This is a genomic window from Stenotrophomonas sp. YJH_SMC_123 (genome assembly GCF_059368215.1).
In genome coordinates, this window is the sequence record NZ_JCAFRM010000002.1 from 295,333 (window position 1) to 321,090 (window position 25,758).

Consider the following 25,758-nt stretch of genomic DNA (forward strand, 5'->3'; position numbering starts at 1 on the left):
TGAGGGTCAGCGGTTGCGGAAGCGAGTCAGCGCTTCCCATGCAGTGCGTACGGCGGCCGCATCGGGCGCCTGCTGTGGCAGCGGCCGGTAGCGCAGGTCCAGGGCGGTGGCGTTGCCGAACTTGTCGAACACATAGATGGCATCGCCATGGCGCACCGCGCGCTGCGACCAGCTTTCGACCACCAGCGCACGCGTGCCCTGCGGCTCGGCCAGCAGGTCCTGGCCGGTGCTGTAATCGGCCAGTGCGTTCTCGCAACCCAGTGCGTGGCGCATCAGTGTCGGCACCCAGTCTTCGTGCGAGCTGGTGCGTGCGTCGTGGCCAGCGGCCTTGCCCGGCCAATGCAGCACGAACGGGACCTGCAGCTGATAGTCGGAGAAGTTGCCGTTGTGGCCCCAGTAGTTCAGCTTGAGGTCGTTGAACTCTTCGGCATGGTCGCCGGTGACCAGCACGATGGTGTCCTCGGCCAGGCCCTGTGCGCGCAGGTCGTCCAGCAGCGAGCCGATCAGGCTGTCGGCATAGTGCACGGCGGTGCGGTAGCGGTTGAGTTCCGGCGTCGGGTCATGCTCCGGGCCGAATTTGAGGAAATCGATATCGGCGGCCATCGGTGTGGCCACCGCCGGATAGCCCTCGGGCATGTGGTAGGGCGCATGGGTGGAGTCGAGGAACACGAAGCCGAACCACGGGCGCTGCGCGGCCTGGCTGGCGCGGATGTCCTGCTGCAGCGCACTGATGATCGCGCGGTCGCGGCCGTCTGACTTCAGCGCTGCCGGCCCTTGGTGCAGCTGGTCGCGGACATCGGCGAACACCGTGCGATCGAACTCCGGGCTGTACAACGGCGCACTGCCGTACAGGTGCAGGTCGTAGCCCTGCTGGCCCAGCACCTGGAACAGCTGCGAGCCACGCTGCTCGTCAAGCATGCTCGGCCAATAGCCGCCGGGCAGGCCGTAGAGCAGCCCGAACAGGCCGTAGCGGGTGGCATTGCCGGTGCTGAAATGGTGGTCGAAGACGCGCGCATCCTGCGCCAGCGTCGACGTGTTGGGCATCAGCTGCGGTGTCAGCACATCGTGGCGCAGCGACTCCAGTACCACCATCAGTACGTTGGGACGATGTGGGCTCTGGCAGCGCAGCGGATGCAGCGGGTATAGCAGCTGCGCATGGCGCGGGTCGGGCAGGCCGGCGTGCTGTTGGCTGACCACGCCCAGGCGCCGCATGAAGCTCTTGGCCGTGATCGGCTGCGCCCACGGCAGGTAGTTCCACTGCGCGATCACATCACGGTCGCCGCGGGCGTCGTAGTAGGCCGTGGCGACCTGGCCGCCGGCCATCAGCAGCGCGACCACCGCCCAGGCCTGCAGCACCCGTCGACGGCGCGGCGCGGCCGGCAGCAGTTTCCAGCACGCCCAGGCCAGCAGGCCCTCGGCGGTGAAGACCGCGGCAACCAGCAGGCCGACCTGCAGCCAGGTCTTCCAGGACAGGGCAACCTGGTCCTGCAGGGCGCCGCCGAACACCATGTTCACGACCATGGCATTGAGGTGGAAGCGGTACAGGGTGAAGACCTTGGCGTCGACCAGCAGCAGGCACAGCCACAGGCCCTGCAGCACGGCCGCGCTGATGCTCAGCGTACGCGCGCTGCGTGGCCACAGGCCCAGCAGCAGCGGCAGCAGGCCGGCCAGCACACCGAATGCGAGCAGGTGGCCGGGCAGGGCGACCGCCAGATAGGCCAGGCCGGCGCCGCCGCCCGGATTGTCACGCAGCGGTACATTGCCCAGCGCAATCGCCGCGGCCAGTACCGCATTGCCGGCGATGAACAGCGACCACCAGGCCAGCCGCCGCCAGCGCCGGGCGGAACCTTCAATGGCAGGGGCGGCAGGGGCAGCTGCGGGCATGGTGGGGCAGGTTCAGGGGGTGCAGGAGAGGGGCGGGGCCAACGTGACGGAAGCGTTGCTCCGCGCGCGGGTCGCGCATTGTATCGGTTTGTTTCCGTGTATCGAGTGGCGTCCCCCGGGCGATCTGTCACAATGTTCAGGCGGGCCATGAATGCGTTGGCCCCCTCAGACCCAACGACAAGCCAGGAACCGCTGTGAGCCAGATCCCCACCCTCGACATCACCCGTTTCGACAGCGACCGCGAGGCCTTCGTGGCCGAGCTGGGCGCGGCCTACCGCCAATGGGGATTCGCGGGCATCCGTAACCACGGCATCCCGCAGGCCGACATCGACGCGGCCTACGATGCCTTCAAGGCTTTCTTCGCCCTGCCGGAAGAGGTCAAGCGCAAGTACCACGTGGCCGGCAGCGGCGGCGCCCGCGGCTACACCCCGTTCGGCGTGGAAACCGCCAAGGGCTCCAAGCATTTCGACCTGAAGGAGTTCTGGCACATCGGCCGCGAGATCGCCGACGATTCCAAGTACCGGGACGTGATGGCGCCGAACCTGTGGCCGGCCGAGGTCGAAGGTTTCCGCGAGCGCGGTTACGGCCTGTATCAGGCGCTGGACAACCTGGGGTCGCGCGTGTTGTCCGCGTTGGCCCTGCACATTGGCCTGCCGGAAGACTTCTTCGCCGACAAGACCAACTTCGGCAACTCGATCCTGCGCCCGATCCACTACCCGCCGATCACCACTGACGACATCCCGAACGTGCGTGCCGGTGCCCATGGCGACATCAACTTCATCACCCTGCTGGTCGGCGCCAGTGCCGCAGGCCTGGAAGTGCAGTCGCATGACGGCGAGTGGGTGCCATTTACGTCAGATGCGGACACGATCGTGGTCAACATCGGCGACATGCTGCAGCGCCTGACCAACCACGTGTATCCGTCGACCATCCACCGCGTGGTCAACCCCCCGGGTGACCTGGCGCGCCAGCCGCGCTACTCGGTGCCGTTCTTCCTGCACCCGAACCCGGACTTTCTGATCGACGTGCTGCCCTCGTGCATCACTCCGGAGAACCCGAGCCGGTATCCGGAGGCGATCACCGCCCACGGCTTCCTCGAGGAACGCCTGCGCGAGATCAAGCTGAAGTAAAGAAAAGTGAGGCCGCCGAAAGGCGGCCTTTTTCTTTGCAGGGTTGCACCCTGCACCCGCGGTAGTGCCGGCCGCTGGCCGGCAAGTCCAAAGCCAAAGCGGCTCTGGGGTGTTCCGTGGGGAGGCGGGAAGGTGTCGGATGGCGGGGACGCCGTAAACCCATCCCTGGGGGCTTGGCCGCGGCATCCATGCCGCGGACACCCCGCCATCCGACACCTCCCCGCCTTCGACAGTTTCCCGGTGACGGTTGGTGGGTGTCGACCTTGCTCGACACGGTAGATCCACGCCATGCGTGGATGAGATCTGTTAGATCGAAGTGGGGCAGGGCACGTGGTATGCCGCTTTTGCTCTTGCTCTTCTTTTTTCTTTCCGTGGCGGGCGGAACCGCCGGAATGTGTCGGAGGCCGGGCGGGTGGGGATGACGGGGGTGTCCGCGGCATGGATGCCGCGGCCAAGCCCCCACGGACGGGTTTACGGCGTCCCCCGCCATCCCCACCCGCCCGGCCAAGCCCACCAATCCAACCGGGCTTTCCGCGACCAACCCAAACAAACTCCCGCCACGAGGGGCTGCGCCGTTGGCTGAAAATCCATGTAACCGCTTACAATGAAACGGATTTTGCCGCAACGGGTATCATGACCGGCTGACTTCACACAGGAGCCACCCGCTCATGCGCCGCAAGATCGTCGCCGGAAACTGGAAGCTGCATGGCAGCCGTCAATTCGCCAATGAACTGCTGGGGCAGGTGGCCGCCGGGCTTCCGCTGGAGGGGGTGGACGTGGTGATCCTGCCGCCGCTGCCGTACCTGGGCGAGCTGGTCGAGGACTTCGGCGAGACCAGCCTGGCCTTCGGCGCGCAGGACGTGAGCAGCAACGAGAAGGGCGCCTATACCGGCGAGGTCTGCGCGGCCATGCTGGTCGAGGTCGGGGCCCGCTATGGCCTGGTCGGCCATTCCGAGCGCCGCCAGTATCACCATGAAAGCAGCGAGCTGGTCGCGCGCAAGTTCGCCGCCGCCCAGCATGCCGGCCTGGTGCCGGTGCTGTGCGTGGGCGAGACCCTGGAGCAGCGCGAGGCCGGACAGACCGAAGCGGTCATCGCCAGCCAGCTGGCGCCGGTGCTGGAACTGGTCGGCGCGGCCGGCTTTGCCAAGGCCGTGGTCGCCTACGAGCCGGTCTGGGCCATCGGTACCGGCCGTACTGCTACAAAGGAGCAGGCACAGCAGGTGCACGCGTTCATCCGTGGCGAAGTTGCGCGCTTCGATGCTAGAATTGCTGATTCACTGCCCATTGTTTACGGCGGTAGCGTGAAGCCCGACAATGCCGGGGAACTGTTCGCGCAGCCGGATGTCGATGGTGGGCTGGTCGGCGGCGCCTCCCTGGTGGCCGCGGACTTCCTGGCCATCGCACGGGCGGCGGCCGCGAACTAATCCTAGAAGTATTGTCCGAGGGCGGTTTCCAATGCTGATGTTGATCCTCAATGTCGTCTACGTGCTGGTCGCTGTGGCCATGATCGCGCTGATCCTGATGCAGCGTGGCTCGGGTGCGGCGGCGGGTTCGGGCTTTGGCGCCGGCGCCTCGGGTACGGTGTTCGGTGCGCGTGGCGCCTCGAACTTCCTGTCCAAGTCGACCAAGTGGCTGGCCGTCGTGTTCTTCGGCATCAGTCTCTTCATGGCCTGGTATGCCGGTCACGGCACCCGTCCGGCGGCCGACCAGGACCTGGGCCTGATGTCCGCCCCGGCGGCCAGCGCGCCGGCGGCTCCGGCGGGCGAACTGCCGCCCGTTCCGAAGGCCGATCCGGTCCCGGCCGCCCCGGTTCCGGCGGCGAATGTGCCGGCTCAGGCGGAATCTTCGGTTTCTGGTGAAGAAAAGCCTTCGGAAGGCTCCCAGAAACACTGAAGCCGGTTACAATACGCGGCGCATCGGGAAGATAGTCTGATGTGATCGTTTGCCCAGGTGGCGGAATTGGTAGACGCACTACCTTGAGGTGGTAGCGACGCAAGTCGTAGGGGTTCGAGTCCCCTCTTGGGCACCATTTGTAAGTAAAGCGGGTTCGTCTGGCGCGCAAGGCGCCAGGCAGGTTCCCGTCCACTCCCCCATGCCAAAGCGCCTGCAGGCGCGGCGGCAGAGGCAAGAGAGAATCGCTGTGCTGGCCGAATATTTGCCTTCTCTGCTGTTTCTGATCGTTGCCACCGGTATCGGCATTACGCTGATGCTGGTTGGTCGATTCCTCGGTCCCCGCCGCCCCGATCTGGAAAAGCTGTCGCCGTACGAGTGCGGCTTCGAGGCCTTCGAAGACGCGCGCATGAAGTTCGACGTGCGCTACTACCTGATCGCGATCCAGTTCATCGTCTTCGACCTGGAAATCATCTTCATCGTGCCGTGGACCCAGGTCTTCATGGAGCTGGGCGCCCGTTCGCTCATCACCATGGGCCTGTTCGTCGGCATGCTGTTCCTCGGTTTCATTTACGTCTGGAAGAAGGGAGCGCTGGAATGGGAGTGATTCAGACTCTCGATGGCCTCATGAACAACCCGTCGCCGGAAGGCCGGGTTGATGACATCCTGCGGCCGGAAGGCGACAACCCGCTGCTGGAAAAGGGCTTCGTCACCACCAGCGTCGACGCACTGCTGAACTGGGCGCGCACCGGCTCGATGTGGCCGATGACCTTCGGCCTGGCCTGCTGCGCGGTCGAGATGATGCACGCCGGCGCCGCGCGCCTGGACCTTGACCGTTACGGCGTGGTGTTCCGCCCGTCGCCGCGTCAGTCCGACGTGATGATCGTGGCCGGTACCCTGGTCAACAAGATGGCCCCGGCGCTGCGCAAGGTCTACGACCAGATGCCGGACCCGAAGTGGGTCATCTCGATGGGTAGCTGCGCCAACGGCGGTGGCTATTACCACTACTCCTATTCTGTCGTGCGCGGCTGTGATCGCGTGGTGCCGGTGGACGTCTACGTCCCGGGCTGCCCGCCGACCGCCGAGGCGCTGGTGTACGGGATCCTGCAGCTGCAGAAGAAGATCTGGCGTACACAGACCATCGCCCGCTGACCCCTTCACCTGACAAGAGCGCGCCAAGCCCCCATGGCAGAGCAAGCATCCTTCATCGACCGACTCTCCGCACGTTTCGCTGGTGCGAAGGTCATCGTGGTCGAACCCCGCGGCGAAGTGACGCTGGAAGTGCCTGCCGCCGAGTGGCACGCCACCGCCCTGGCGCTGCGTGACGAGTTTGGTTTCGAGCAGGCCGTGGATCTGTGCGGCGTCGACTACCTCGGTTATGGCTCCGACGAATGGGACACCGCCGACGTGTCCTCGCAGGGCTTCAGCCGTGGCGTCGAAGGCAAGGCCCAGGGCCGCTTCGCGTGGGGCGAGTTCCCCACCGAGGAAAACGGTGCCGACGGTGCCCGCCCGCAGCACATGCCGATCCAGCGTTTCGCCGTGGTCGCCCAGCTGCGCTCGTACCAGCACAACCTGATGATGCACCTGCGCTGCTTCGCCCCTGACGAAGCGCTGCCGGTGGTGTCCTCGCTGACCAGCGTGTGGCCGGGCCTGAACTGGTTCGAGCGCGAAGCGTTCGACCTGTACGGCGTGATCTTCGAAGGCCACCCGGACCTGCGCCGGATCCTGACCGACTACGGTTTCGTCGGCCATCCGTTCCGCAAGGACTTCCCGCTGATCGGCAATGTCGAAGTCCGCTACGACGAAGAAAAGAAGCGCGTGATCTACGAACCGGTCACCTCGGTGGAGCCGCGTGTCGGCGTGCCGCGCGTGATCCGTGACGACGCCCGTCTGCAGACCGCAGCCGGTGAGCGCGCGCAGGAGGCAGTGAAGTGAGCCACGTACACCAGGCCGGCGAAGCGTTCGCCAGCAACGCCGCCGAAAGCCGGCAGGAAATCCGCAACTACACCATGAACTTCGGCCCGCAGCATCCGGCCGCTCACGGTGTGCTGCGCCTGATCCTGGAAATGGACGGCGAAACCATCATGCGTGCCGACCCGCACGTGGGTCTGCTGCACCGTGGCACCGAGAAGCTGGCCGAGTCCAAGCCGTTCAACCAGTCGATCGGCTACATGGATCGCCTCGACTACGTGTCGATGATGTGCAACGAGCACGCCTACGTGCGCGCGATCGAGACCCTGATGGGCATCGAGGCGCCGGAGCGTGCGCAGTACATCCGCACCATGTACGACGAGATCACCCGCATCCTCAACCACCTGATGTGGCTGGGCTCCAACGCGCTCGACTTGGGTGCGATGGCCGTGATGCTGTATGCCTTCCGTGAGCGCGAAGAGCTGATGGACTGCTATGAAGCGGTCTCCGGCGCGCGCATGCACGCGGCGTACTACCGCCCGGGCGGTGTCTACCGCGACCTGCCGGACCACATGCCGAAGTACAAGGAATCGCGCTGGCACAAAGGCAAGGCGCTGAAGCAGCTCAATGCTTCGCGCGAAGGCTCGCTGCTGGACTTCCTGGAGAACTTCACCGTCGAGTTCCCCAAGCGCGTCGACGAATACGAAACCCTGCTGACCGACAACCGCATCTGGAAGCAGCGTACCGTCGGCATCGGCGTGGTCACTCCGGAACTGGCGCACCAGTGGGGCATGACCGGCGTGATGCTGCGTGGCTCGGGCGTGGCCTGGGACCTGCGCAAGAAGCGCCCGTACGCCAAGTACGATGCTGTCGATTTCGACATCCCGCTGGGCAAGGAAGGCGACTGCTACGACCGCTACCTGGTCCGCGTCGCCGAAATGCGCGAATCCAACCGCATCATCAAGCAGTGCGTGGCGTGGCTGAAGGCCAACCCCGGCCCGGTCATGGTCAAGAACTTCAAGGTCGCTCCGCCCAAGCGCGAGGACATGAAGGACGACATGGAAGCGCTGATCCACCACTTCAAGCTGTTCAGCGAAGGCTATTGCGTACCGGCGGGTGAAACCTATGCGGCCGTGGAAGCGCCCAAGGGCGAATTCGGCTGCTACCTGGTCTCCGATGGCGCCAACAAGCCCTTCCGCGTGCACCTGCGCGCACCGGGCTTCGCCCACCTGTCCTCGATCGATTCGATCGTGCGCGGCCACATGCTGGCCGACGTGGTGGCGATGATCGGTACCTATGACCTGGTGTTCGGCGAGGTTGACCGGTAATGCCGTCCGCCACGCCAACGCCCGCTGCAGGCAGCCGGCGCAAGCCGGCGCCGCAGTTTCTGGAATTTCACGTTATGCATTTCGCTGAGGTCGGCCGATGAAGGCGACAGGTAATTTCGAGGCGGCGCGCGACGTCGACCCGATGGTGGTGCTGAGCGACAAGACCCGCGCTCACATCGATCACTGGCTGTCCAAGTTCCCGCCGGACCGCAAGCGCTCTGCCGTGCTGCAGGGCCTGCATGCGGCCCAGGAGCAGAACCAGGGCTGGCTGACCGACGAGCTGATCGCCGCCGTCGCCAAGTACCTCGACCTGCCGCCGGTGTGGGCCTACGAGGTCGCCAGCTTCTACTCGATGTTCGAGACCGAGAAGGTGGGCCGCAACAACGTGGCCATCTGCACCAACATCAGCTGCTGGCTCAATGGCGCCGAGGACATCGTCCGCCATTGCGAGAAGAAGCTGGGCATCAAGCACGGTGAATCGACCCCGGACGGCCGCGTCTACCTCAAGCGCGAGGAAGAGTGCCTGGCAGGTTGTGGCGGCGCGCCGATGATGGTCATCAACGGTCACTACCATGAGCGTCTGACCCTGGAAAAGGTCGACGAGCTGCTGGACGGGCTGGAGTAAGGGCATGGCACATCACCACGAATCCAAGGGTCCGGTCGGCCCCGCGCCGCTGCCGCACCAGGTGGTCTACACCACCCTGCATTACGACACCCCGTGGTCGTACGAAAGCTACCTGAAGACCGGTGGCTACGCCGCCCTGCGCAAGATCCTCGAAGAGAAGATCCCGCCGGAGCAGGTCATCGAGATGGTCAAGGCCTCGGGCCTGCGCGGCCGCGGTGGCGCAGGCTTCCCGACCGGCCTGAAGTGGTCCTTCATGCCCAAGGGCAACATGCAGAAGTACATCCTCTGCAACTCGGACGAATCCGAGCCGGGCACCTGCAAGGACCGCGACATCCTGCGCTACAACCCGCATTCGGTGGTGGAAGGCATGGCGATCGCCTGCTACGCCACCGGTTCGACCGTGGGTTACAACTACCTGCGCGGTGAGTTCCACCACGAGCCGTTCGAGCACTTCGAGCAGGCCCTGGCCGACGCCTATGCGAACGGCTGGCTGGGCAAGAACATCCTCGGCAGCGGCGTGGACATCGACATCTACGGTGCGCTGGGCGCCGGCGCCTACATCTGCGGCGAAGAAACCGCGCTGATGGAATCGCTGGAAGGCAAGAAGGGCCAGCCGCGCTACAAGCCGCCGTTCCCGGCCAATTTCGGCCTGTATGGCAAGCCGTCGACGATCAACAACACCGAAACCTACGGTTCGGTGCCGGCGATCATCCGCAACGGTCCGGAGTGGTTCAAGGGCCTGAGCCTGACCGCCAACGGCGGTCCGAAGTGCTTCTCGGTGTCCGGCTGCGTGCAGAACGGCGGCAACTTCGAAGTGCCGCTCGGCACCAAATTCCACGACCTGCTGGAAATGGCAGGTGGCCTGCGACCGGGCCGCACGCTGAAGGGCGCGATCCCGGGCGGCGTGTCGATGCCGGTGCTGACCGCGGCCGAGCTGGAGGACCTGCCGATGGACTACGACACCATCCGTGCACTGGGCTCCGGCCTGGGTTCGGGCGCGATCGTGGTGCTCGACGACAGCGTCTGCTGCGTCAAGTTCGCCTGCCGCATCAGCCAGTTCTTCCACAAGGAATCCTGCGGCCAGTGCACCCCGTGCCGTGAAGGTACCGGCTGGATGCACCGCGTGCTGGAGCGCATCGTCGCCGGCAAGGCCACGATGGAAGACCTGCACCAGCTGAAGGCGGTGGCGGGGCAGATCGAAGGCCACACCATCTGTGCGTTCGGTGAAGCGGCTGCATGGCCCATCCAGGGCTTCCTGCGCCAGTTCTGGGACGAATTCGAGTACTACATCGTCAACGGTCATTCGATGGTTGACGGCAAGAAGGTGGAGGCAGCCGCCGCATGAGCGCGCAACCCGTAAACCCGAACGTGCCACCGGATCACGTGACCATCGAGATCGATGGCAAGTCGCTGGTCGTGCCCAAGGGTTCGATGATCATCCAGGCGGCCGACAAGGCCGGTATTCCGATTCCGCGCTTCTGCTACCACGAGAAGCTGCCGATCGCCGCCAACTGCCGCATGTGCCTGGTGGACGTGGAGAAGTCGCCGAAGCCGGCGCCGGCCTGCGCCACCCCGGTGATGGACGGCATGAAGGTCGCCACCCGCAGCGAGAAGGCACTGAAGTTCCAGCGCTCGGTGATGGAGTTCCTGCTCATCAACCACCCGCTGGACTGCCCGATCTGCGATCAGGGCGGCGAGTGCGAGCTGCAGGACGTGTCGTTGGGCTATGGCCGTTCGGTCAGCCGCTTCAACGAGCGCAAGCGCGTGGTGCCGGACGAGGACATGGGCCCGCTGGTCGCCACCGAGATGACCCGCTGCATCCAGTGCACCCGCTGCGTCCGCTTTACCGCCGACGTTGCCGGTACCTACGAACTGGGTGGCATGTACCGCGGTGAGAACCTGCAGATCGGCACCTTCGACGGCAAGCCGCTGACCACCGAGCTGTCCGGCAACGTCGTCGACGTCTGCCCGGTCGGCGCGCTGACCAACAAGGTGTTCCAGTTCCGCGCCCGTCCGTGGGAACTGACCGCGCGCGAATCGCTGGGCTACCACGACGCGATGGGTTCGAACCTGTTCCTGCACGTGCGTCGCGGTGAAGTGCTGCGCACCGTGCCGCGCGACAACGAAGCCGTGAACGAGTGCTGGCTGTCCGACCGTGACCGCTACTCGCACCAGGGCCTGTACAGCGAAGACCGTGCGGTCAAGCCGCTGCGCAAGGTCAATGGCGAGTGGAAGGAAGTGAGCTGGGCCGAAGGCCTGGCCGCGGCCGCCGAGATCCTCAAGGCCAACCAGGGCGACAACCTGGGCGTGCTGGTGCACCCGTCCACCTCCAACGAGGAAGGCGCGTTGCTGGCCCGCCTGGCCAAGGGCCTGGGCACGGGCAACATCGACCACCGCATCAACAACCGCGATTTCTCCGACGCCGCAACCGCCGAAGTGTTCGGCCTGCCGCTGGCCGAAATCGAAGGCGCTGACCGCATCGTCGTTCTGGGCAGCAACATCCGCCACGAACTGCCGCTGCTGCACGCCCGCCTGCGCAAGGCGCAGACCACCAAGGGCGCGAAGATCCATGTCGTCAACCCGGTGGACTTCGACTTCGCCTTCAGCATCGCCGGCAAGCAGATCGTCGCACCGTCGAAGTTCGTCGACGCGCTGGCCAACGCCGAGCTGCGTTCGGCAGTGCAGGGCGGCAACAACACCGTGCTGATCGTCGGTGGCATCGCCGAAAACCACCCGCAGGCTGCCGCGATCCGCGCTGCTGCGCGTGAGTTCGCCGCCGCCACCGGTGCCAAGCTGTGCCGCATCCCGCAGGGCGCCAACGCCGTTGGCCTGACCCGCGCCGGTGTGCTGCCGGCTGGCAAGGACGTCGCCGCGATGCTGGCGCAGCCGCGCCAGGCCTATGTGGTGTACGGCCTTGAGCCGGGCCTGGACTTCGCCGATGCCCCTGCCGCGCGCAAGGCGCTGGCCGGTGCCCAGGTGGTGGCTTTCAGCCAGTTCGCCTGTGCCTCGACCCGCGACGTCGCCGACGTGATCCTGCCGATCGGTGCGCTGCCGGAAATCGACGCCACCCTGACCAACCTCGATGGTCGCGAGCAGTCGGCCCGTGCCGGCGGCAAGCTGCCGGGCGAGGCCCGTGAAGGCTGGCGCGTGCTGCGCGCCCTGGGCGGCGAGCTGGCCGTGGCCGGTTTCGACTTCACCGACCTGGCCGGCCTGCGCGCCAGCCTGGCCCCGGTACCGGTCACCGTTGCAGCTTCGGCGCAGCCGGTGGTTGCCGGCGAAGGCCTGGAAGTGGCTTCGACCGCCGCGATCTACCGCACCGATGCGGTGGTCCGTCGCGCCCCGGCGCTGCAGTCGCATCCGCTCAACAACGCCCCGCGCATCGTGCTGAACGCTGAAGATGCCGCTCGCCTGCAGCTGCAGGAAGGGCAGATGGCCAAGGTCGGCACCGATGCCGGCAAGGCCACCCTGCCGGTGGTGGTCGACGCCCGCGTCGCTGCGGGTTCGGTCTGGATTGAATCGGGCCACGGCGCGACCGCGCCGCTGGGTGCCGCTCGCGTATCGGTGGTGGCTGCATGAACGAATTGCTGTTGAACGCGGTCGACCCGCTGCACCAGTGGCTGCTGGGCCTCGGTGACATCGGCGCGCTGATCTGGATCATCCTGAAGATCCTGGTGATCGCCGTTCCGGTGATCATCTCGGTGGCCTTCTACGTGGTCTGGGAACGCAAGCTGATCGGTTGGATGCATGTCCGCCACGGCCCGATGTACGTGGGCATGGGCATCTTCCAGGCCTTCGCCGACGTCTTCAAGCTGCTGTTCAAGGAAGTGGTCCAGCCGAGCAGCGCCAACAAGGCGATCTACCTGCTGGCCCCGCTGATCACCCTTGCCCCGGCCTTCGCGGCCTGGTCGGTGGTGCCCTTCGATTCGCAGATCGTGCTGTCCAACGCCAATGCCGGCCTGCTGTACCTGCTGGCGATGACCTCGCTGGGCATCTACGGCATCATCCTGGCCGGTTGGGCGTCCAACTCGAAGTATGCGTTCCTGGGTGCGATGCGCGCCTCGGCGCAGATGATCAGCTACGAAATCGCCATGGGCTTCGCCCTGGTCGGCGTGATGATCGCCTCGGGCAGCCTGAACCTGAGCAACATCGTGATGGCGCAGGCCGGCAGTTCCGGCTTCTTCGACTGGTTCCTGCTGCCGCTGTTCCCGCTGTTCGTCATCTACTGGGTCTCGGGCGTGGCTGAAACCAACCGCGCGCCGTTCGACGTGGTGGAAGGCGAATCGGAAATCGTCGCCGGCCACATGGTCGAATACTCCGGCGGTGCCTTCGCCCTGTTCTTCCTGGCCGAATACGCGAACATGATCCTGATCAGCTTCCTGATCTCGATCTTCTTCCTCGGCGGCTGGCTGAGCCCGGTCCAGGGCTGGGTCAACTTCGGCGATGTCTCGCCGCTGGTCGACTGGATCTGGAAGGGGGGCGCGCCGTGGCTGTTCGTCAAGGTGTTCTTCTTCGCCAGTGCCTACATCTGGTTCCGTGCCAGCTTCCCGCGCTTCCGCTACGACCAGATCATGCGCCTGGGCTGGAAGGTCTTCATCCCGCTGGCCATTCTGTGGATCGCGGTTACCGCCGTCATGGTGTTCTTCGGCGTGATTCAAAAGGGCGTCTAAAGTGATGAACAGGATTACCCATTACTTCAAGAGCCTGCTGCTGCTCGAACTGCTGGCGGGCCTCTGGCTGACGCTGAAGTACAGCTTCAAGCCGAAGTACACGATGATGTACCCGATGGAGAAGTTCCCGCAGTCGCCGCGCTTCCGTGGCCTGCATGCGCTGCGCCGTTATCCCAACGGCGAAGAGCGCTGCATCGCCTGCAAGCTGTGCGAAGCGGTGTGCCCGGCGCTGGCCATCACCATCGACTCGGCCAAGCGCGAGGACGGCACCCGCCGCACGACGCGTTATGACATCGACCTGTTCAAGTGCATCTTCTGTGGCTTCTGTGAGGAAAGCTGCCCGGTGGACTCGATCGTCGAAACCCACATCCTCGAGTACCACTTCGAGAATCGTGGCGAAAACATCGTTACCAAGCCGCAGCTGCTGGCCCTGGGCGACCGTCTCGAAAACGAGATCGCCGAGCGTCGCGCCGCCGATGCCGCTTACCGCTGAGGTCGAGAGATGGATTGGGTAAATATCGCTTTCTGGGTGTTCGCCATCGCGGCAACGGTTTCGGCCGGTGCGGTGATCAGCGTGCGCAACCCGGTTCACGCCGTGCTCTGCCTGGTGCTGACCTTCTTCTCCATCGCCTGCGTGTGGCTGCTGGTGGGCGCCGAGTTCCTCGGTGTGGCGCTGGTGCTGGTCTACGTCGGTGCGGTGATGGTGCTGTTCCTGTTCGTGGTGATGATGCTGGACATCGACCCCACCAAGCTGCGTGAGGGCTGGGTGCGCTACCTGCCGGTCGGCCTGATTGTCGCGGTCGCGATGCTGGCGCAGATGCTGATCCTGATCGGGGTCAAGGCGCGTTCGGTCACGCCGTTCCCGGCCGACAACGCCGCTGCGGTCGCCGCCGACAGCTCCAACATCACCTGGCTGGCACGCACGCTGTTCACCGAGTACCTGCTGCCGTTCGAGTTCGCCGCCGTCATCCTGACCGTGGCCGTGGTTGCCGCCGTGATGCTGACCCTGCGTCGCCGTACCGGCGTGAAGAGCCAGAACCCGGGCCAGCAGACCATGGTCAAGGCCGGCCAGCGCCTGCGCATGGTCAAGATGGGTGCCGAAGCACCGGTCGTGCACAGCAACAGCAAGCCGGTCGCCGGCGAGGAGACCCAGCCGTGATCACCCTTGGCCATATCCTCGCGCTGGGCGCGGTGCTGTTCGCCATCAGCCTGGCCGGTATCTTCCTCAACCGGAAGAACGTCATCGTCCTGCTGATGTCGATCGAGCTGATGCTGCTGTCGGTGAACATCAATTTCGTCGGCTTCTCGCGTCAGCTGGGCGATCCGTCCGGCCAGCTGTTCGTGTTCTTCATCCTGACCGTCGCCGCCGCGGAAGCCGCCATCGGCCTGGCGATCCTGGTGACCCTGTTCCGTACACGCCGCACGATCAATGTCGGCGAAGTCGATTCGTTGAAGGGCTGATCCACAGATGGAAATCACTCTCTCCAAGAGTCTGTTGATCGCAGTGGTGCTCGCACCGCTGTTCGGCAGCATCATCGCCGGCCTGTTCGGTCGCCAGGTCAAGCGCTTTGGCGCGCAGACCATCACCATCCTCGGCGTCGCGGTGGCCTGCGGCCTGTCGATGTACACGCTCTACCAGCTGCTGTGGGGCGGGGCGCAGCCGTTCAACCAGAACATCTACACGTTCTTCGAAGTCGGCCAGTACTCGGCCCACGTCGGTTTCATGGTCGACAAGCTGACCGCGATGATGATGGTGGTGGTGACCTTCGTGTCGCTGCTGGTCCACATCTACACGATCGGCTACATGCAGGACGATCCGGGCTACCAGCGGTTCTTCAGCTACATCTCGCTGTTCACCTTCTCGATGCTCACCCTGGTGATGAGCAACAACTTCCTGCAGCTGTTCTTCGGCTGGGAAGCGGTGGGCCTGGTGTCGTACCTGCTGATCGGCTTCTGGTTCAAGCGCCCGACCGCGATCTTCGCCAACATGAAGGCGTTCCTGGTCAACCGCGTCGGTGACTTCGGCTTCCTGCTGGGCATCGCCGGCGTGCTGTGGGTGTTCGGCACCCTGGACTACTCGCAGGTGTTCTCGCAGGCCGGCATGCTGGCCGACCCGCGCGCCCAGCTGCAGATCTGGGACGGCACGCTGCTGGGCATGCAGCTGCTGAACGAGCCGGTTATCTGGTCGATCGCCACCGTCATCTGCATCTGCCTGTTCATCGGTGCCATGGGCAAGTCGGCCCAGGTCCCGCTGCACGTGTGGCTGCCGGACTCGATGGAAGGCCCGACCCCGATCTCGGCACTGATCCACGCCGCGACGATGGTGACCGCCGGTATCTTCATGGTCACCCGCATGTCGCCGCTGTTCGAGCTGTCGCAGACCGCGCTGAACTTCGTGCTGTTCATCGGTGCCACCACCGCGTTCTTCACCGGCCTGATCGGCATCGTGCAGAACGACATCAAGCGCGTGGTCGCGTACTCGACCCTGTCGCAGCTGGGCTACATGACGGTTGCGCTGGGCGTGTCGGCCTATTCGGCTGCCGTGTTCCACCTGATGACCCACGCCTTCTTCAAGGCCCTGCTGTTCCTGGGCGCCGGCTCGGTCATCATCGCGATGCACCACGAGCAGGACATGCGCAAGATGGGCGGCCTGCGCAAGTACATGCCGATCACCTTCATCACCATGTGGATCGGTACCCTGGCGCTGGTCGGCACGCCGTTCTTCTCCGGCTTCTACTCGAAGGACACCATCATCGAGGCGGCCGAGCTGCACGCGCACCTGTCCAACAGCTGGGTGGCCACCTATGGCTACTGGGCGGTGCTGGGTGGCGTGATCGTCACCAGCTTCTACAGCTTCCGCCTGCTGTTCCTGACCTTCCACGGCAAGGAGCGTTTCCGCGACGCGCATGACGATCACGGCCACGGCCATGACGATCACCACGCCGCCGACGCCCACCACTGCGATGCACACCATGGTGATGGCCACGACGACCACGGCCATGGCCACGGTCCGCACGAGCCGCACGAAACCCCGTGGGTGGTGACCCTGCCGCTGATCCTGCTGGCCATCCCGTCGATCGCCATCGGTTTCTTCAGCATCGGCCCGATGCTGTACGGCACCGACTGGGCCGGCAACCACGCGCACGATGCCATCAAGGGCCAGTCGCACACGTTCTTCACCGGCATCGTCGACTTCTACGATCCGGCCAAGAACACCATCGGCTTCCTGGGTGAGGAGTTCCATGGCCCGGTCGCCTTCGCGCTGCATGGCATGATGGCTCCGGCGTTCATGCTGACCGTTGCGGGCTTCCTGCTGGCCGCACTGTTCTACCTGTGGAAGCCGGACCTGCCGGGCAAGGCCCGCAAGACCTTTGCTCCGCTGGTGTCGGTGCTTGAAAACAAGTACGGCTTCGACAAGCTGTGGATCGATGGCTTTGCCGGTGGCAGCGTCAAGCTGGGCAAGGTCTCGCGCTGGATCGACAGCAACATCGTCGACGGCGTGGTCAATCTCTCGGCACGTGTTGTGGACGTCGCAGCCGGCGTGCTGCGTCGTACCCAATCCGGTTTCCTCTATCACTACGCCTTCGCGATGATCATCGGCCTGATTGCCCTGCTGGGCGTGCTGATGCATTACCTGCGTTGATGACCTGTACGGAATAAGAAGACGTGTCGAACTGGCCTCTACTCAGTGTCCTCATCTGGCTGCCGATCATCGGTGGTGCCCTGATCCTTGCGATCCGTGATGCGCAGACCGCCCGCTGGGCGTCGCTGGGCGTAGCGGTGCTGACCTTCGTGGCGAGCCTCTCGCTGCTGAGCGGCTACAACGCAGGCGTCGATGGTCTGCAGTTCGTCGAGACCCATGCCTGGATCCCGGCGTACAAGATCGGCTACAACCTGGGCGTGGACGGCATTGCCGTGGCGCTGATCCTGCTGACCACCCTGGTCAGCGTGCTTGCCCTGATCGGCGCCTGGAGCGCCATCGACAAGCGCGTGAACCAGTACGTGGCGGCCTTCCTGATCCTGGAAGGTGTCACCGTCGGCATCTTCGCCGCGACGGACGCGATGCTGTTCTACGTGTTCTTCGAAGCGATGCTGATCCCGATGTTCCTGATCATCGGTGTCTGGGGCGGTCCGCGCCGCATCTACGCCGCGCTGAAGTTCTTCCTGTACACCTTCCTCGGCTCGGTGCTGATGCTGGTGGCGCTGATCTACCTGTACATGAAGGGCGGCAGCTTCCAGCTGGCCGACCTGTACGCGCTGCCGCTGTCGGCCAAGGAGCAGACCTGGATCTTCTTCGCCTTCCTGATCGCCTTCGCGGTCAAGGTGCCGATGTTCCCGGTCCACACCTGGCTGCCGGACGCCCACGTGGAAGCGCCGACCGCCGGTTCGGTGATCCTGGCCGCGATCGCCCTGAAGATCGGTGGCTACGGCTTCCTGCGCTTCAACCTGCCGATCGTCCCGGACGCGTCGCAGGAGTGGGCCTGGCTGGTGATCGCACTGTCGCTGATCGCGGTGATCTACGTCGGCCTGGTCGCCCTGGTGCAGGACGACATGAAGAAGCTGATCGCCTATTCGTCGATCGCGCACATGGGCTTTGTCACCCTGGGCACCTTCATCGCCCTGTGGCTGGTGCGCGAAGCCGGCAACGCCGACGCCGCGCGCCTGGGCCTGCAGGGCGCCATGGTGCAGATGATCTCGCACGGCTTCGTGTCCGGCGCGATGTTCTCCTGCGTCGGCGTGCTGTACGACCGCATGCACAGCCGCCGCATCGCCGATTACGGCGGCGTGGTCAACGTGATGCCGTGGTTCGCCACCTTCGCGATGCTGTTCTTCATGGCCAACGCGGGCCTGCCGGGTACCAGCGGTTTCGTTGGCGAGTTCATGGTCATCCTCTCGGCCTTCCAGCGTAATCCGTGGATCGCCCTGGGCGCGGCCACCACCCTGATCATCGGCGCCGCCTACACCCTGTGGCTGTACAAGCGCATCTTCTTCGGTGAAGTGGCCAACAGCCATGTTGCCGAACTGAAGGACATCAACGGCCGCGAATGGCTGGTGCTGGGCGTGTTCGCCATCGGCGTGCTGGCCCTGGGCATCTACCCCAAGCCGCTGACCGACCTGATGGAGCCCTCGATCGCGAAGCTGGCGATGCAGATCGCATCCAGCAAGCTGCTGTAATTCCAGGATTTGATGATGACCACCTCGCCGCTGCTGCCATTGACCGCCGCTGACCTGCCACCGCTCGCTCCCGAGCTGGTGCTGATCGGCAGCGCCTTCGCCCTGATGATCCTCGACCTGTTCGTCAGCAACCGGAACAAGATCGTCACCCACCTGTTCTCGCTCGCTGCGCTGGCCGTGGTGCTGTTCATGCTGGCCACCGGCGTGGGCGGGCAGGGGGAGGTCTTCCATGGCATGTTCGTGCGCGATACCGCCGCGGACGTGATGAAGACCGGAATCGTGCTGCTCAGCGGCCTGACCCTGGTCTACGGCTGGCGCTACCTGCGTGATCGCGACCTGTTCCAGGGCGAGATCCCGGTGCTGATCCTGTTCGGCACCGCCGGCATGATGATCCTGGTCTCGGCCGGCAGCCTGCTGATGGTCTACCTGGGCCTGGAACTGCTGGCGCTGTGCTCCTACGCCCTGGTCGCCAGCAACCGCGAAAGCGGCCTGGCGTCGGAAGCGGCGATGAAGTACATCGTGCTGGGTTCGCTGGCCTCGGGCCTGCTGCTCTACGGCATGTCGCTGATCTACGGCGCCACCGGCAGCCTGCACCTGGATGTGATCCGCGAGGCCATCCCGCACTCGGAAGAGCGCGTGCTGCTGATCACCGGTGCGGTGTTCATGATCGCCGGCGTCGCCTTCAAGCTGGGTGCCGCGCCGTTCCACATGTGGCTGCCGGACGTGTACCAGGGTGCCCCGGCACCGATCGCACTGTTCATCAGCTCGGCGCCGAAGCTGGCCGCGTTCGGCATGGCCTACCGCCTGCTGGAAATGGGCGTGGGTCCGCTGTCGACCGAACTGCAGCTGCTGATCGCCGGCCTGGCCGCGGTATCGCTGGTCATCGGCAACCTGATGGCCATCGCGCAGAGCAACCTCAAGCGCATGCTGGCGTTCTCCACCGTCTCGCACATCGGCTTCCTGCTGATGGGCATCGCCGGTGGCGGTTCGCAGGGCTACGCCGCCGCGCTGTTCTACGCACTGGCCTACGCGATCATGTCCACCGCCGCCTTCGGCGCGATCATCGCGCTGTCGCGTGCCGGCTTTGAAGCCGAGAACATCGAGGACTTCAAGGGCCTGAACGCCCGCAATCCGTGGATGGCCGGCCTGGTGCTGTGCATCATGGCGTCGCTGGCCGGCATCCCGCCGTTCCTGGGCTTCTGGACCAAGCTGGCGGTGCTGGGCGCGGCCGTCAACGGCGGCCTGCTGTGGCTGGCCATCCTCGGCGTGCTGTGCGCCGTGGTCGGCTGCTTCTACTACCTGCGCGTCATCAAGGTCATGTACTTCGATGAGCCGGTGGGCGAGGCCATGCCGCGCAGCAACGACCGCGTGCTGGGCGTGGTGCTGGGCGTGAATGCCCTGGCGCTGCTCGCGCTGGGCCTGGCCTGGAACCCGATCATGGTCTGGTGCCAGCAGGCATTTGCGCATCTTGCATAAAAGTTGACACAAAGCTGCGCGATTCGTGTAATATGCGCAGCCTGAGTTGTCACTGCAGCGGTTCAGCCAGAACATCGTTGCGGTAGCCCTCCTCGAAAGAGCAGGGCAGCAGTTCAAACACTTCCGGTGCGGGGTGGAGCAGTCTGGCAGCTCGTCGGGCTCATAACCCGAAGGTCGCAGGTTCAAATCCTGCCCCCGCTACCAACGTCGGATCGGCGCCAACCGGTTCGATGAATGAGGGAAAGCTTGCATTTGTCGCAGCAATGCCTCATGATTCCGCTTCTGATGCGGGGTGGAGCAGTCTGGCAGCTCGTCGGGCTCATAACCCGAAGGTCGCAGGTTCAAATCCTGCCCCCGCTACCAAGTAAAGAGATCGCCTTCGAAGTCCTGCTTCGGGGGCGTTTTTCTTTGGGGTCTGCGTTGTTTCTGCGTGATCGGGGTCAGATCCCTTATCCACGGGAAAAGGGATCTGACCCGGGTCCGCACCTTGCACCAGCGCGGTGCAGTCGCTATCATCAGCGGCCTAGCAGTACCCCTGAAGGCGGCCTCCCAGCGGGAGTCCGGACCCGGAAGGAGGGCCGCAACCGGCAGGCAATGCAGGTTGCAACCGGAATCCAGTCACCGGAGTCTTTCCGGAAAAGGGGCCCAACGGGCCCTTTGTCGTTTCCGGGGCGTCACGTTTCCACGCCGGCCAAGGCCGGCACCCAACCATAGAGATCAAGGCAGGCTGTGAGCGACAAGGCAACCGACATCGCGAATCTGCTCGCCCCGACCGTTGTGTCGCTGGGCCTGGAGCTGCTGGGCGTTGAGTATCTGCCGGCCCCCGGCGGTGCGACCCTGCGCCTTTACATCGACGTGCCGCTGGCTGAACAGCCCGAGCGCATCATCAATGTCGACGACTGCGAGCGGGTCAGCCGCGAAGTGTCGGCGCAGCTGGACGTCGAGGACCCGATCAGCGGCAATTACACGCTGGAAGTGTCCTCGCCGGGCGTCGACCGTCCGCTGTTCAGCCTGGAGCAGTTCGGCCGTCACCTCGGCGAATCGGCCAAGGTCACGCTGAAGCTGCCGCAGGACAACCGTCGTCGCCTGCAGGGTCGTATCGAGGCGACCGACGAGGCGGCGGGGACCATCACTTTCATCGTCGACAAGGCCGAAGTGGTCGTGTCGGCCGACAACATCGACAAGGCACGGATCATGCCCGACTGGGTGGCGCTGGGGCTGGCCCCGAGCAAGCCGACCGGTCCGGCGCCGAAGCGTCCGAAGCCGAACACGAATTCTTCTTCCAACGAGCCGGCGGCAAAGAAGCCGCGCGCGGAGTGAGCCAATGAGCAAGGAACTGTTGCTGGTAGTCGACGCAGTCGCCAACGAGAAGGGCGTGCCGCGTGAAGTGATCTTCGATGCCATCGAGGCCGCCCTGGCCTCGGCAGCGAAGAAGCGCTATCCCGACGAGGAAGTGCTGACCCGCGTGGTCATCGACCACAAGGACGGCAGCTACGAAACCTTCCGCCGCTGGGAAGTGGTGGCCGATGACGTGGTCATGGAATCGCCGGACCGCCAGATCCGCCTGATGGATGCCGTCGATGAAGCCGAAGGCGTCGAGGTCGGCGACTACATCGAAGAGCAGATCGAGAACCCGGATTTCGGCCGCATCGCTGCCCAGGCCGCCAAGCAGGTCATCGTCCAGCGCGTGCGCGAAGCCGAGCGCCAGCAGGTCGTGGATGCGTGGAAGGATCGCGTGGGTGAGCTGATCACCGGCGTGGTCAAGCGCGCCGAGCGCGGCAACATCTATGTCGACCTCGGTGGCAACGCCGAAGGCTTCATCCCGAAGGACAAGGGCATCCCGCGCGACGTGCTGCGCGCCGGTGACCGCGTGCGCGGCTACCTGGCCGAAGTGCGCTCGGAGCCGCGTGGCCCGCAGCTGTTCATCAGCCGTGCCGCCCCGGAATTCATGATCGAGCTGTTCAAGCTGGAAGTGCCGGAAGTCGGCCAGGGCCTGGTGGAAATCAAGGCCTGTGCACGTGACCCGGGCGACCGCGCCAAGATCGCCGTGCTGGCCCACGACCAGCGCACCGATCCGATCGGCGCCTGCATCGGCATGCGCGGTTCGCGCGTGCAGGCCGTGTCCAACGAGCTCAATGGCGAGCGCGTGGACATCGTGCTGTGGAACGACAACCCGGCCAACTTCGTCATCAACGCGATGGCGCCGGCCGAAGTGCAGTCGATCATCGTCGATGAAGACAAGCACTCCATGGACCTGGCCGTTGCCGAAGACCGCCTGGCCCAGGCGATCGGCAAGGGCGGCCAGAACGTGCGCCTGGCCAGCCGCCTGACCGGCTGGCAGCTCAACGTGATGACCCAGGACCAGGTCACCGCCAAGTCGGAAGCCGAGCAGGCTGCGGCCCGCCAGCTGTTCATGGACAAGCTGGAAGTGGACGAGGAAATCGCCGGCATCCTGGTCAGCGAAGGCTTCGGCACCGTCGAGGAAATCGCATATGTTCCGGTCGGCGAACTGCTGGCCGTGGAAGGTTTCGACGAGGACATCGTCGAAGAGCTGCGCGCTCGTGCCCGCGATGCGCTGCTCAATGAGGCCCTGGCAGTCGAGGAAGGCCTTGAAGACGGCCAGCCGGCGCAGGACCTGCTGTCCCTGAAGGGCATGGACGAAGCCACCGCATACGCGCTGGCCGGCCACGGCGTGCGTACCAGCGAGGATCTGTCCGACCTGGCCGCCGACGAGGTCATGGACTTCGGCATCGAAGGACTGGATCAGGCGCGCGCCGCTGCGCTGATCCTGGCCGCCCGTGCCGAGGAGATCGCCCGACTGGAACGCGGCGAATGAGCCGGCAATGAACAGGGCCCTGAGCCGCTCAGGGCGTAGAATCCGCGCCACCTCCACATGCGGGGGGGCGCCCACAAGATCATAGGATCCGAATGTCGCAGCAAACCACCATCCGCAAGCTTGCCGAACTGGTCAACACGCCGGTCGAAAAACTGCTGGAACAGCTGGCCGGTGCCGGCATGAAGTTCAGCGGTCCCGACCAGGTCGTGACCAGCTCCGAGAAGGTGAAGCTCCTGGGCTTCCTTCGTCGTTCGCACGGCAAGCCCGAGCAGGCCCCGGAAGAGACCGATCAGTCTGCGAAGAAGATCACGCTCAACCGCCGGAAGCAGCAGGAAGTGACGGTCAATTCCGGTCGCAGCAAGACGACCGTGAATGTCGAGGTGCGCCAGAAGCGTACCTACGTCAAGGATGGTGCTCGCGCCATGACCCCGGACGAAGAGCGCGCCGACATCCTGCGCAAGCTGGAAGAGTCGCGTGCCCGCAACCTTGCCGAACAGCAGGCCCTGGCCGAGAAGGATCGTCTGCGCGACGAAGCCATCGTCCGTGCCCGTGAGGAAGAGGCCGCCGCCAAGGAACGCGCCGAGGCCGAGAAGAAGGCTGCCGAGGAAGCTGCGGCTGCCGCCAAGGCGGCCGAGACGCTGGCTGCCAGCAAGCCCAAGCGTGCTCCGATCGACGAAACCGCGCCGCGCCCGCCGCGCACCCCGGCCGCAGCCCCGGCTGCGCCGCGTGGTGCACCGCCGCCGCCGCGCAACGACGACCGCAACAACCGCAGCGCGCCGCGCAACGAGCGTGGCCCGGGTGACCGTTTCGCTGGCCAGATGCACCTGTCGGCCGCCGACCGTGCGCGTCGTGGCAACAGCAACAACAGCAACACCCGGGGTCGTCCGGGCGGGCGCAACCAGGCCGGTGGCCGTCGCGACATGTCGCGCGGTGGCAACAATGCCGGCCCGCACGCCTTCGAGCGTCCGACTGCACCGGTGGTGCGTGAAGTGGCGATCGGCGACACCATCACCGTGGCCGACCTGGCGCAGAAGCTGGCGCTGAAGGGCGGCGAGGTGGTCAAGGCGCTGTTCAAGATGGGCGTGATGGCGACCATCACCCAGTCCATCGACCACGACACCGCCGCGCTGGTGACCGAAGAACTCGGCCACAAGGCGATCCGCGCCAACGACAACGACGCCGAAGACGCACTGCTGGCCTCGACCGGTGAAAACCAGGGCGAAGCCACCCAGCGTCCGCCGGTGGTCACCATCATGGGCCACGTCGACCACGGCAAGACCTCGCTGCTGGATTACATCCGCCGCACCAAGGTCGCCACCGGCGAAGCGGGTGGCATCACCCAGCACATCGGCGCTTACCACGTCGATACGCCGAAGGGCGTGATCAGCTTCCTGGACACCCCGGGCCACGCCGCCTTCACCTCGATGCGTGCGCGCGGCGCCAAGCTGACCGACATCGTGGTGCTGGTCGTGGCCGCCGATGACGGCGTCATGCCGCAGACCAAGGAAGCGATCCAGCACGCCCGTTCGGCGGGTGTGCCGCTGATCGTGGCGATCAACAAGATCGACAAGTCCGACGCGGATCCGATGCGGGTCAAGAACGAACTGCTGTCCGAGCAGGTCGTGGCCGAAGACTTCGGTGGTGACACCCAGATGGTGGAGATCTCGGCCAAGACCGGCCTAGGCATCGACGACCTGCTGGACGCCATCTCGATCCAGGCCGAACTGCTGGAACTGAAGGCGGTCGATGAAGGCCGCGCCTCGGGCGTGGTGATCGAATCGTCGCTGGACAAGGGCCGCGGCCCGGTCGCGACGGTGCTGGTGCAGCAGGGCCGCCTGAAGAAGGGCGACTACCTGGTGTGCGGCATCCAGTACGGCCGCGTGCGTGCGCTGTTCGACGAAACCGGCAAGCAGCCGGAGTTCGCCGGCCCGTCCATCCCGGTGCAGGTCCTGGGCCTGTCCGGCGTGCCGGAAGCTGGTGACGACTTCGTGGTCGTCGAGGACGAGCGCCTGGCCAAGGACGTTGCCCTGCAGCGCGAGACCAAGCGCCGTGAATCGCGCCTGGTGGCCACCGCTGGCAGCCGCATGGAAGACATCATGGCGACCCTGGGCAAGGGCGAGGGCCAGCAGGTCCTCAACCTGGTCATCAAGGCCGACGTGCAGGGTTCGGTGCAGGCGCTGAGCCAGGCACTGGTCGCGCTGTCCAACGAAGACATCCGCATCAACGTGATCCACTCCGGCGTGGGTGGCATCACCGAGTCGGACGCCAACTCGGCCGCCGCTTCGAAGGCCACCGTCATCGGCTTCAACGTGCGTGCGGACGCTTCGGCCCGTCGCATCATCGAATCCAATGGTGTCGACCTGCGTTACTTCTCGATCATCTATGACGTGATCGACCAGGTGAAGCAGGTGGCCTCCGGTCTGCTGGGCGTGGAGATCCGCGAAGAGATCATCGGTATCGCCGAGGTCCGCGACGTCTTCCGCAGCTCGAAGCTGGGTGCCGTCGCCGGCTGCATGGTCATCGAGGGTGTGGTCAAGCGCAACAAGCCGATCCGCGTCCTGCGCGACAGCGTGGTGATCTTCGAGGGCGAGCTGGAATCGCTGCGTCGCTTCAAGGAGAACGTCGAGGAAGTCCGCAACGGTACCGAATGCGGTATCGCGGTGAAGGCCTACAACGACGTCAAGCCGGGTGACCAGATCGAGTGCTTCGAACGTATCGAAGTGCCGCGCACCCTGTAATGCTGCAAGGTGGCCCGGCCAACGGTCGGGCCCCACCATGTACCCGTAGCGCCCGACCGTTGGTCGGGCGACAATCGAATCAAAGGTAGTGCCCGACC

General features: G+C 65.2%; 21 protein-coding genes and 3 tRNA genes. 23 read left to right on the plus strand and 1 reads right to left on the minus strand.

Going from position 1 to position 25,758, the window contains the following annotated elements; genetic code table 11:
* Positions 1–6: 6 nt before the first annotated feature.
* On the minus strand, positions 7–1,884 hold the full coding sequence (locus AC5P5W_RS06165) for a DUF3413 domain-containing protein (protein ID WP_197575503.1): 1,878 nt from the start codon (positions 1,882–1,884) through the stop codon (positions 7–9).
* A 194-nt stretch (positions 1,885–2,078) separates the two neighbouring features.
* Between AC5P5W_RS06165 and AC5P5W_RS06170 the strand changes: the two genes are divergently transcribed.
* The 23 genes from AC5P5W_RS06170 (at position 2,079) to infB (ending at position 25,660) form a co-directional block, all read left to right on the plus strand.
* The gene (locus tag AC5P5W_RS06170) at positions 2,079–3,014 is read left to right on the plus strand and encodes an isopenicillin N synthase family dioxygenase (RefSeq protein ID WP_032956201.1); all 936 of its coding nucleotides are present in this window, start codon (positions 2,079–2,081) and stop codon (positions 3,012–3,014) included.
* Between the two features lie 668 nt (positions 3,015–3,682).
* Positions 3,683–4,438, plus strand: coding sequence for a triose-phosphate isomerase (gene tpiA / locus AC5P5W_RS06175; protein ID WP_014647872.1), 756 nt, complete (start codon positions 3,683–3,685; stop codon positions 4,436–4,438).
* A 31-nt stretch (positions 4,439–4,469) separates the two neighbouring features.
* Positions 4,470–4,907: a preprotein translocase subunit SecG gene (secG, locus tag AC5P5W_RS06180; protein WP_164077540.1), complete on the plus strand. Its 438-nt coding sequence runs from the start codon at positions 4,470–4,472 to the stop codon at positions 4,905–4,907.
* Positions 4,908–4,958: 51 nt separating this feature from the next.
* A tRNA-Leu gene (locus AC5P5W_RS06185) sits at positions 4,959–5,043 on the plus strand.
* 111 nt (positions 5,044–5,154) lie between these two features.
* Complete coding sequence (locus AC5P5W_RS06190) at positions 5,155–5,511, plus strand: NADH-quinone oxidoreductase subunit A (RefSeq protein ID WP_008265012.1); 357 nt, start codon at positions 5,155–5,157, stop codon at positions 5,509–5,511.
* On the plus strand, positions 5,502–6,056 hold the full coding sequence (locus tag AC5P5W_RS06195; RefSeq protein ID WP_005417936.1) for a NuoB/complex I 20 kDa subunit family protein: 555 nt from the start codon (positions 5,502–5,504) through the stop codon (positions 6,054–6,056). Before AC5P5W_RS06190 ends, AC5P5W_RS06195 begins: the two co-directional genes overlap by 10 nt.
* 33 nt (positions 6,057–6,089) lie before the next feature.
* Positions 6,090–6,839 carry an NADH-quinone oxidoreductase subunit C gene (locus tag AC5P5W_RS06200; RefSeq protein WP_197574279.1) on the plus strand — a complete coding sequence of 250 codons (750 nt, stop codon included), beginning with the start codon at positions 6,090–6,092 and terminating at the stop codon, positions 6,837–6,839.
* Positions 6,836–8,143 (plus strand): NADH-quinone oxidoreductase subunit D, encoded by a 1,308-nt coding sequence (locus tag AC5P5W_RS06205; protein WP_014647868.1) that lies wholly within the window; start codon positions 6,836–6,838, stop codon positions 8,141–8,143. Before AC5P5W_RS06200 ends, AC5P5W_RS06205 begins: the two co-directional genes overlap by 4 nt.
* 97 nt (positions 8,144–8,240) lie before the next feature.
* Complete coding sequence (gene nuoE / locus AC5P5W_RS06210) at positions 8,241–8,768, plus strand: NADH-quinone oxidoreductase subunit NuoE (RefSeq protein WP_014647867.1); 528 nt, start codon at positions 8,241–8,243, stop codon at positions 8,766–8,768.
* A 4-nt stretch (positions 8,769–8,772) separates the two neighbouring features.
* Positions 8,773–10,113 (plus strand): NADH-quinone oxidoreductase subunit NuoF, encoded by a 1,341-nt coding sequence (nuoF, locus tag AC5P5W_RS06215; protein ID WP_014647866.1) that lies wholly within the window; start codon positions 8,773–8,775, stop codon positions 10,111–10,113.
* Positions 10,110–12,344, plus strand: a complete 2,235-nt coding sequence (nuoG, locus tag AC5P5W_RS06220; protein ID WP_049442381.1) for an NADH-quinone oxidoreductase subunit NuoG — start codon at positions 10,110–10,112, stop codon at positions 12,342–12,344. Before nuoF ends, nuoG begins: the two co-directional genes overlap by 4 nt.
* Positions 12,341–13,435 carry an NADH-quinone oxidoreductase subunit NuoH gene (gene nuoH, locus AC5P5W_RS06225; RefSeq protein ID WP_014037948.1) on the plus strand — a complete coding sequence of 365 codons (1,095 nt, stop codon included), beginning with the start codon at positions 12,341–12,343 and terminating at the stop codon, positions 13,433–13,435. Before nuoG ends, nuoH begins: the two co-directional genes overlap by 4 nt.
* Before the next feature lie 4 nt (positions 13,436–13,439).
* Positions 13,440–13,928: an NADH-quinone oxidoreductase subunit NuoI gene (nuoI, locus tag AC5P5W_RS06230; RefSeq protein ID WP_005410456.1), complete on the plus strand. Its 489-nt coding sequence runs from the start codon at positions 13,440–13,442 to the stop codon at positions 13,926–13,928.
* A gap of 9 nt (positions 13,929–13,937) precedes the next feature.
* Positions 13,938–14,594, plus strand: coding sequence for an NADH-quinone oxidoreductase subunit J (locus AC5P5W_RS06235; protein ID WP_014647864.1), 657 nt, complete (start codon positions 13,938–13,940; stop codon positions 14,592–14,594).
* Positions 14,591–14,896, plus strand: a complete 306-nt coding sequence (gene nuoK, locus AC5P5W_RS06240; protein ID WP_005417921.1) for an NADH-quinone oxidoreductase subunit NuoK — start codon at positions 14,591–14,593, stop codon at positions 14,894–14,896. Before AC5P5W_RS06235 ends, nuoK begins: the two co-directional genes overlap by 4 nt.
* A 7-nt stretch (positions 14,897–14,903) precedes the next feature.
* Entirely contained in the window at positions 14,904–17,078 is a 2,175-nt protein-coding gene (gene nuoL / locus AC5P5W_RS06245; protein WP_495220931.1) for an NADH-quinone oxidoreductase subunit L, read from the plus strand.
* A 23-nt stretch (positions 17,079–17,101) separates the two neighbouring features.
* The gene (locus tag AC5P5W_RS06250; RefSeq protein WP_019660580.1) at positions 17,102–18,610 is read left to right on the plus strand and encodes an NADH-quinone oxidoreductase subunit M; all 1,509 of its coding nucleotides are present in this window, start codon (positions 17,102–17,104) and stop codon (positions 18,608–18,610) included.
* A gap of 15 nt (positions 18,611–18,625) precedes the next feature.
* Positions 18,626–20,086: an NADH-quinone oxidoreductase subunit NuoN gene (gene nuoN, locus AC5P5W_RS06255; protein ID WP_032957446.1), complete on the plus strand. Its 1,461-nt coding sequence runs from the start codon at positions 18,626–18,628 to the stop codon at positions 20,084–20,086.
* 127 nt (positions 20,087–20,213) lie between these two features.
* Positions 20,214–20,290 (plus strand) — tRNA-Met (locus AC5P5W_RS06260).
* A gap of 82 nt (positions 20,291–20,372) precedes the next feature.
* Positions 20,373–20,449, plus strand: a tRNA-Met gene (locus AC5P5W_RS06265).
* 366 nt (positions 20,450–20,815) lie between these two features.
* Positions 20,816–21,406: a ribosome maturation factor RimP gene (gene rimP / locus AC5P5W_RS06270; protein ID WP_014647860.1), complete on the plus strand. Its 591-nt coding sequence runs from the start codon at positions 20,816–20,818 to the stop codon at positions 21,404–21,406.
* A 4-nt stretch (positions 21,407–21,410) separates the two neighbouring features.
* On the plus strand, positions 21,411–22,922 hold the full coding sequence (nusA, locus tag AC5P5W_RS06275) for a transcription termination factor NusA (protein WP_014647859.1): 1,512 nt from the start codon (positions 21,411–21,413) through the stop codon (positions 22,920–22,922).
* A gap of 92 nt (positions 22,923–23,014) precedes the next feature.
* A complete protein-coding gene (gene infB / locus AC5P5W_RS06280; RefSeq protein WP_495220933.1) occupies positions 23,015–25,660 on the plus strand; it encodes a translation initiation factor IF-2 in 2,646 nt (881 codons plus the stop codon).
* The last annotated feature ends 98 nt before the right edge of the window (positions 25,661–25,758 follow it).

What these genes read in the sequence shown, in the direction of transcription:
- AC5P5W_RS06165 (WP_197575503.1), bottom strand. Translation starts at nt 1,884, where the DNA reads ATGCCCGCAGCTGCCCCTGCCGCCCCTGCCATTGAAGGTTCCGCCCGG.
- tpiA (WP_014647872.1), top strand. Translation starts at nt 3,683, where the DNA reads ATGCGCCGCAAGATCGTCGCCGGAAACTGGAAGCTGCATGGCAGCCGT.
- secG (WP_164077540.1), top strand. Translation starts at nt 4,470, where the DNA reads ATGCTGATGTTGATCCTCAATGTCGTCTACGTGCTGGTCGCTGTGGCC.
- AC5P5W_RS06195 (WP_005417936.1), top strand. Translation starts at nt 5,502, where the DNA reads ATGGGAGTGATTCAGACTCTCGATGGCCTCATGAACAACCCGTCGCCG.
- AC5P5W_RS06200 (WP_197574279.1), top strand. Translation starts at nt 6,090, where the DNA reads ATGGCAGAGCAAGCATCCTTCATCGACCGACTCTCCGCACGTTTCGCT.
- nuoE (WP_014647867.1), top strand. Translation starts at nt 8,241, where the DNA reads ATGAAGGCGACAGGTAATTTCGAGGCGGCGCGCGACGTCGACCCGATG.
- nuoF (WP_014647866.1), top strand. Translation starts at nt 8,773, where the DNA reads ATGGCACATCACCACGAATCCAAGGGTCCGGTCGGCCCCGCGCCGCTG.
- nuoG (WP_049442381.1), top strand. Translation starts at nt 10,110, where the DNA reads ATGAGCGCGCAACCCGTAAACCCGAACGTGCCACCGGATCACGTGACC.
- nuoH (WP_014037948.1), top strand. Translation starts at nt 12,341, where the DNA reads ATGAACGAATTGCTGTTGAACGCGGTCGACCCGCTGCACCAGTGGCTG.
- nuoI (WP_005410456.1), top strand. Translation starts at nt 13,440, where the DNA reads ATGAACAGGATTACCCATTACTTCAAGAGCCTGCTGCTGCTCGAACTG.
- AC5P5W_RS06235 (WP_014647864.1), top strand. Translation starts at nt 13,938, where the DNA reads ATGGATTGGGTAAATATCGCTTTCTGGGTGTTCGCCATCGCGGCAACG.
- nuoL (WP_495220931.1), top strand. Translation starts at nt 14,904, where the DNA reads ATGGAAATCACTCTCTCCAAGAGTCTGTTGATCGCAGTGGTGCTCGCA.
- nuoN (WP_032957446.1), top strand. Translation starts at nt 18,626, where the DNA reads ATGACCACCTCGCCGCTGCTGCCATTGACCGCCGCTGACCTGCCACCG.
- nusA (WP_014647859.1), top strand. Translation starts at nt 21,411, where the DNA reads ATGAGCAAGGAACTGTTGCTGGTAGTCGACGCAGTCGCCAACGAGAAG.
- infB (WP_495220933.1), top strand. Translation starts at nt 23,015, where the DNA reads ATGTCGCAGCAAACCACCATCCGCAAGCTTGCCGAACTGGTCAACACG.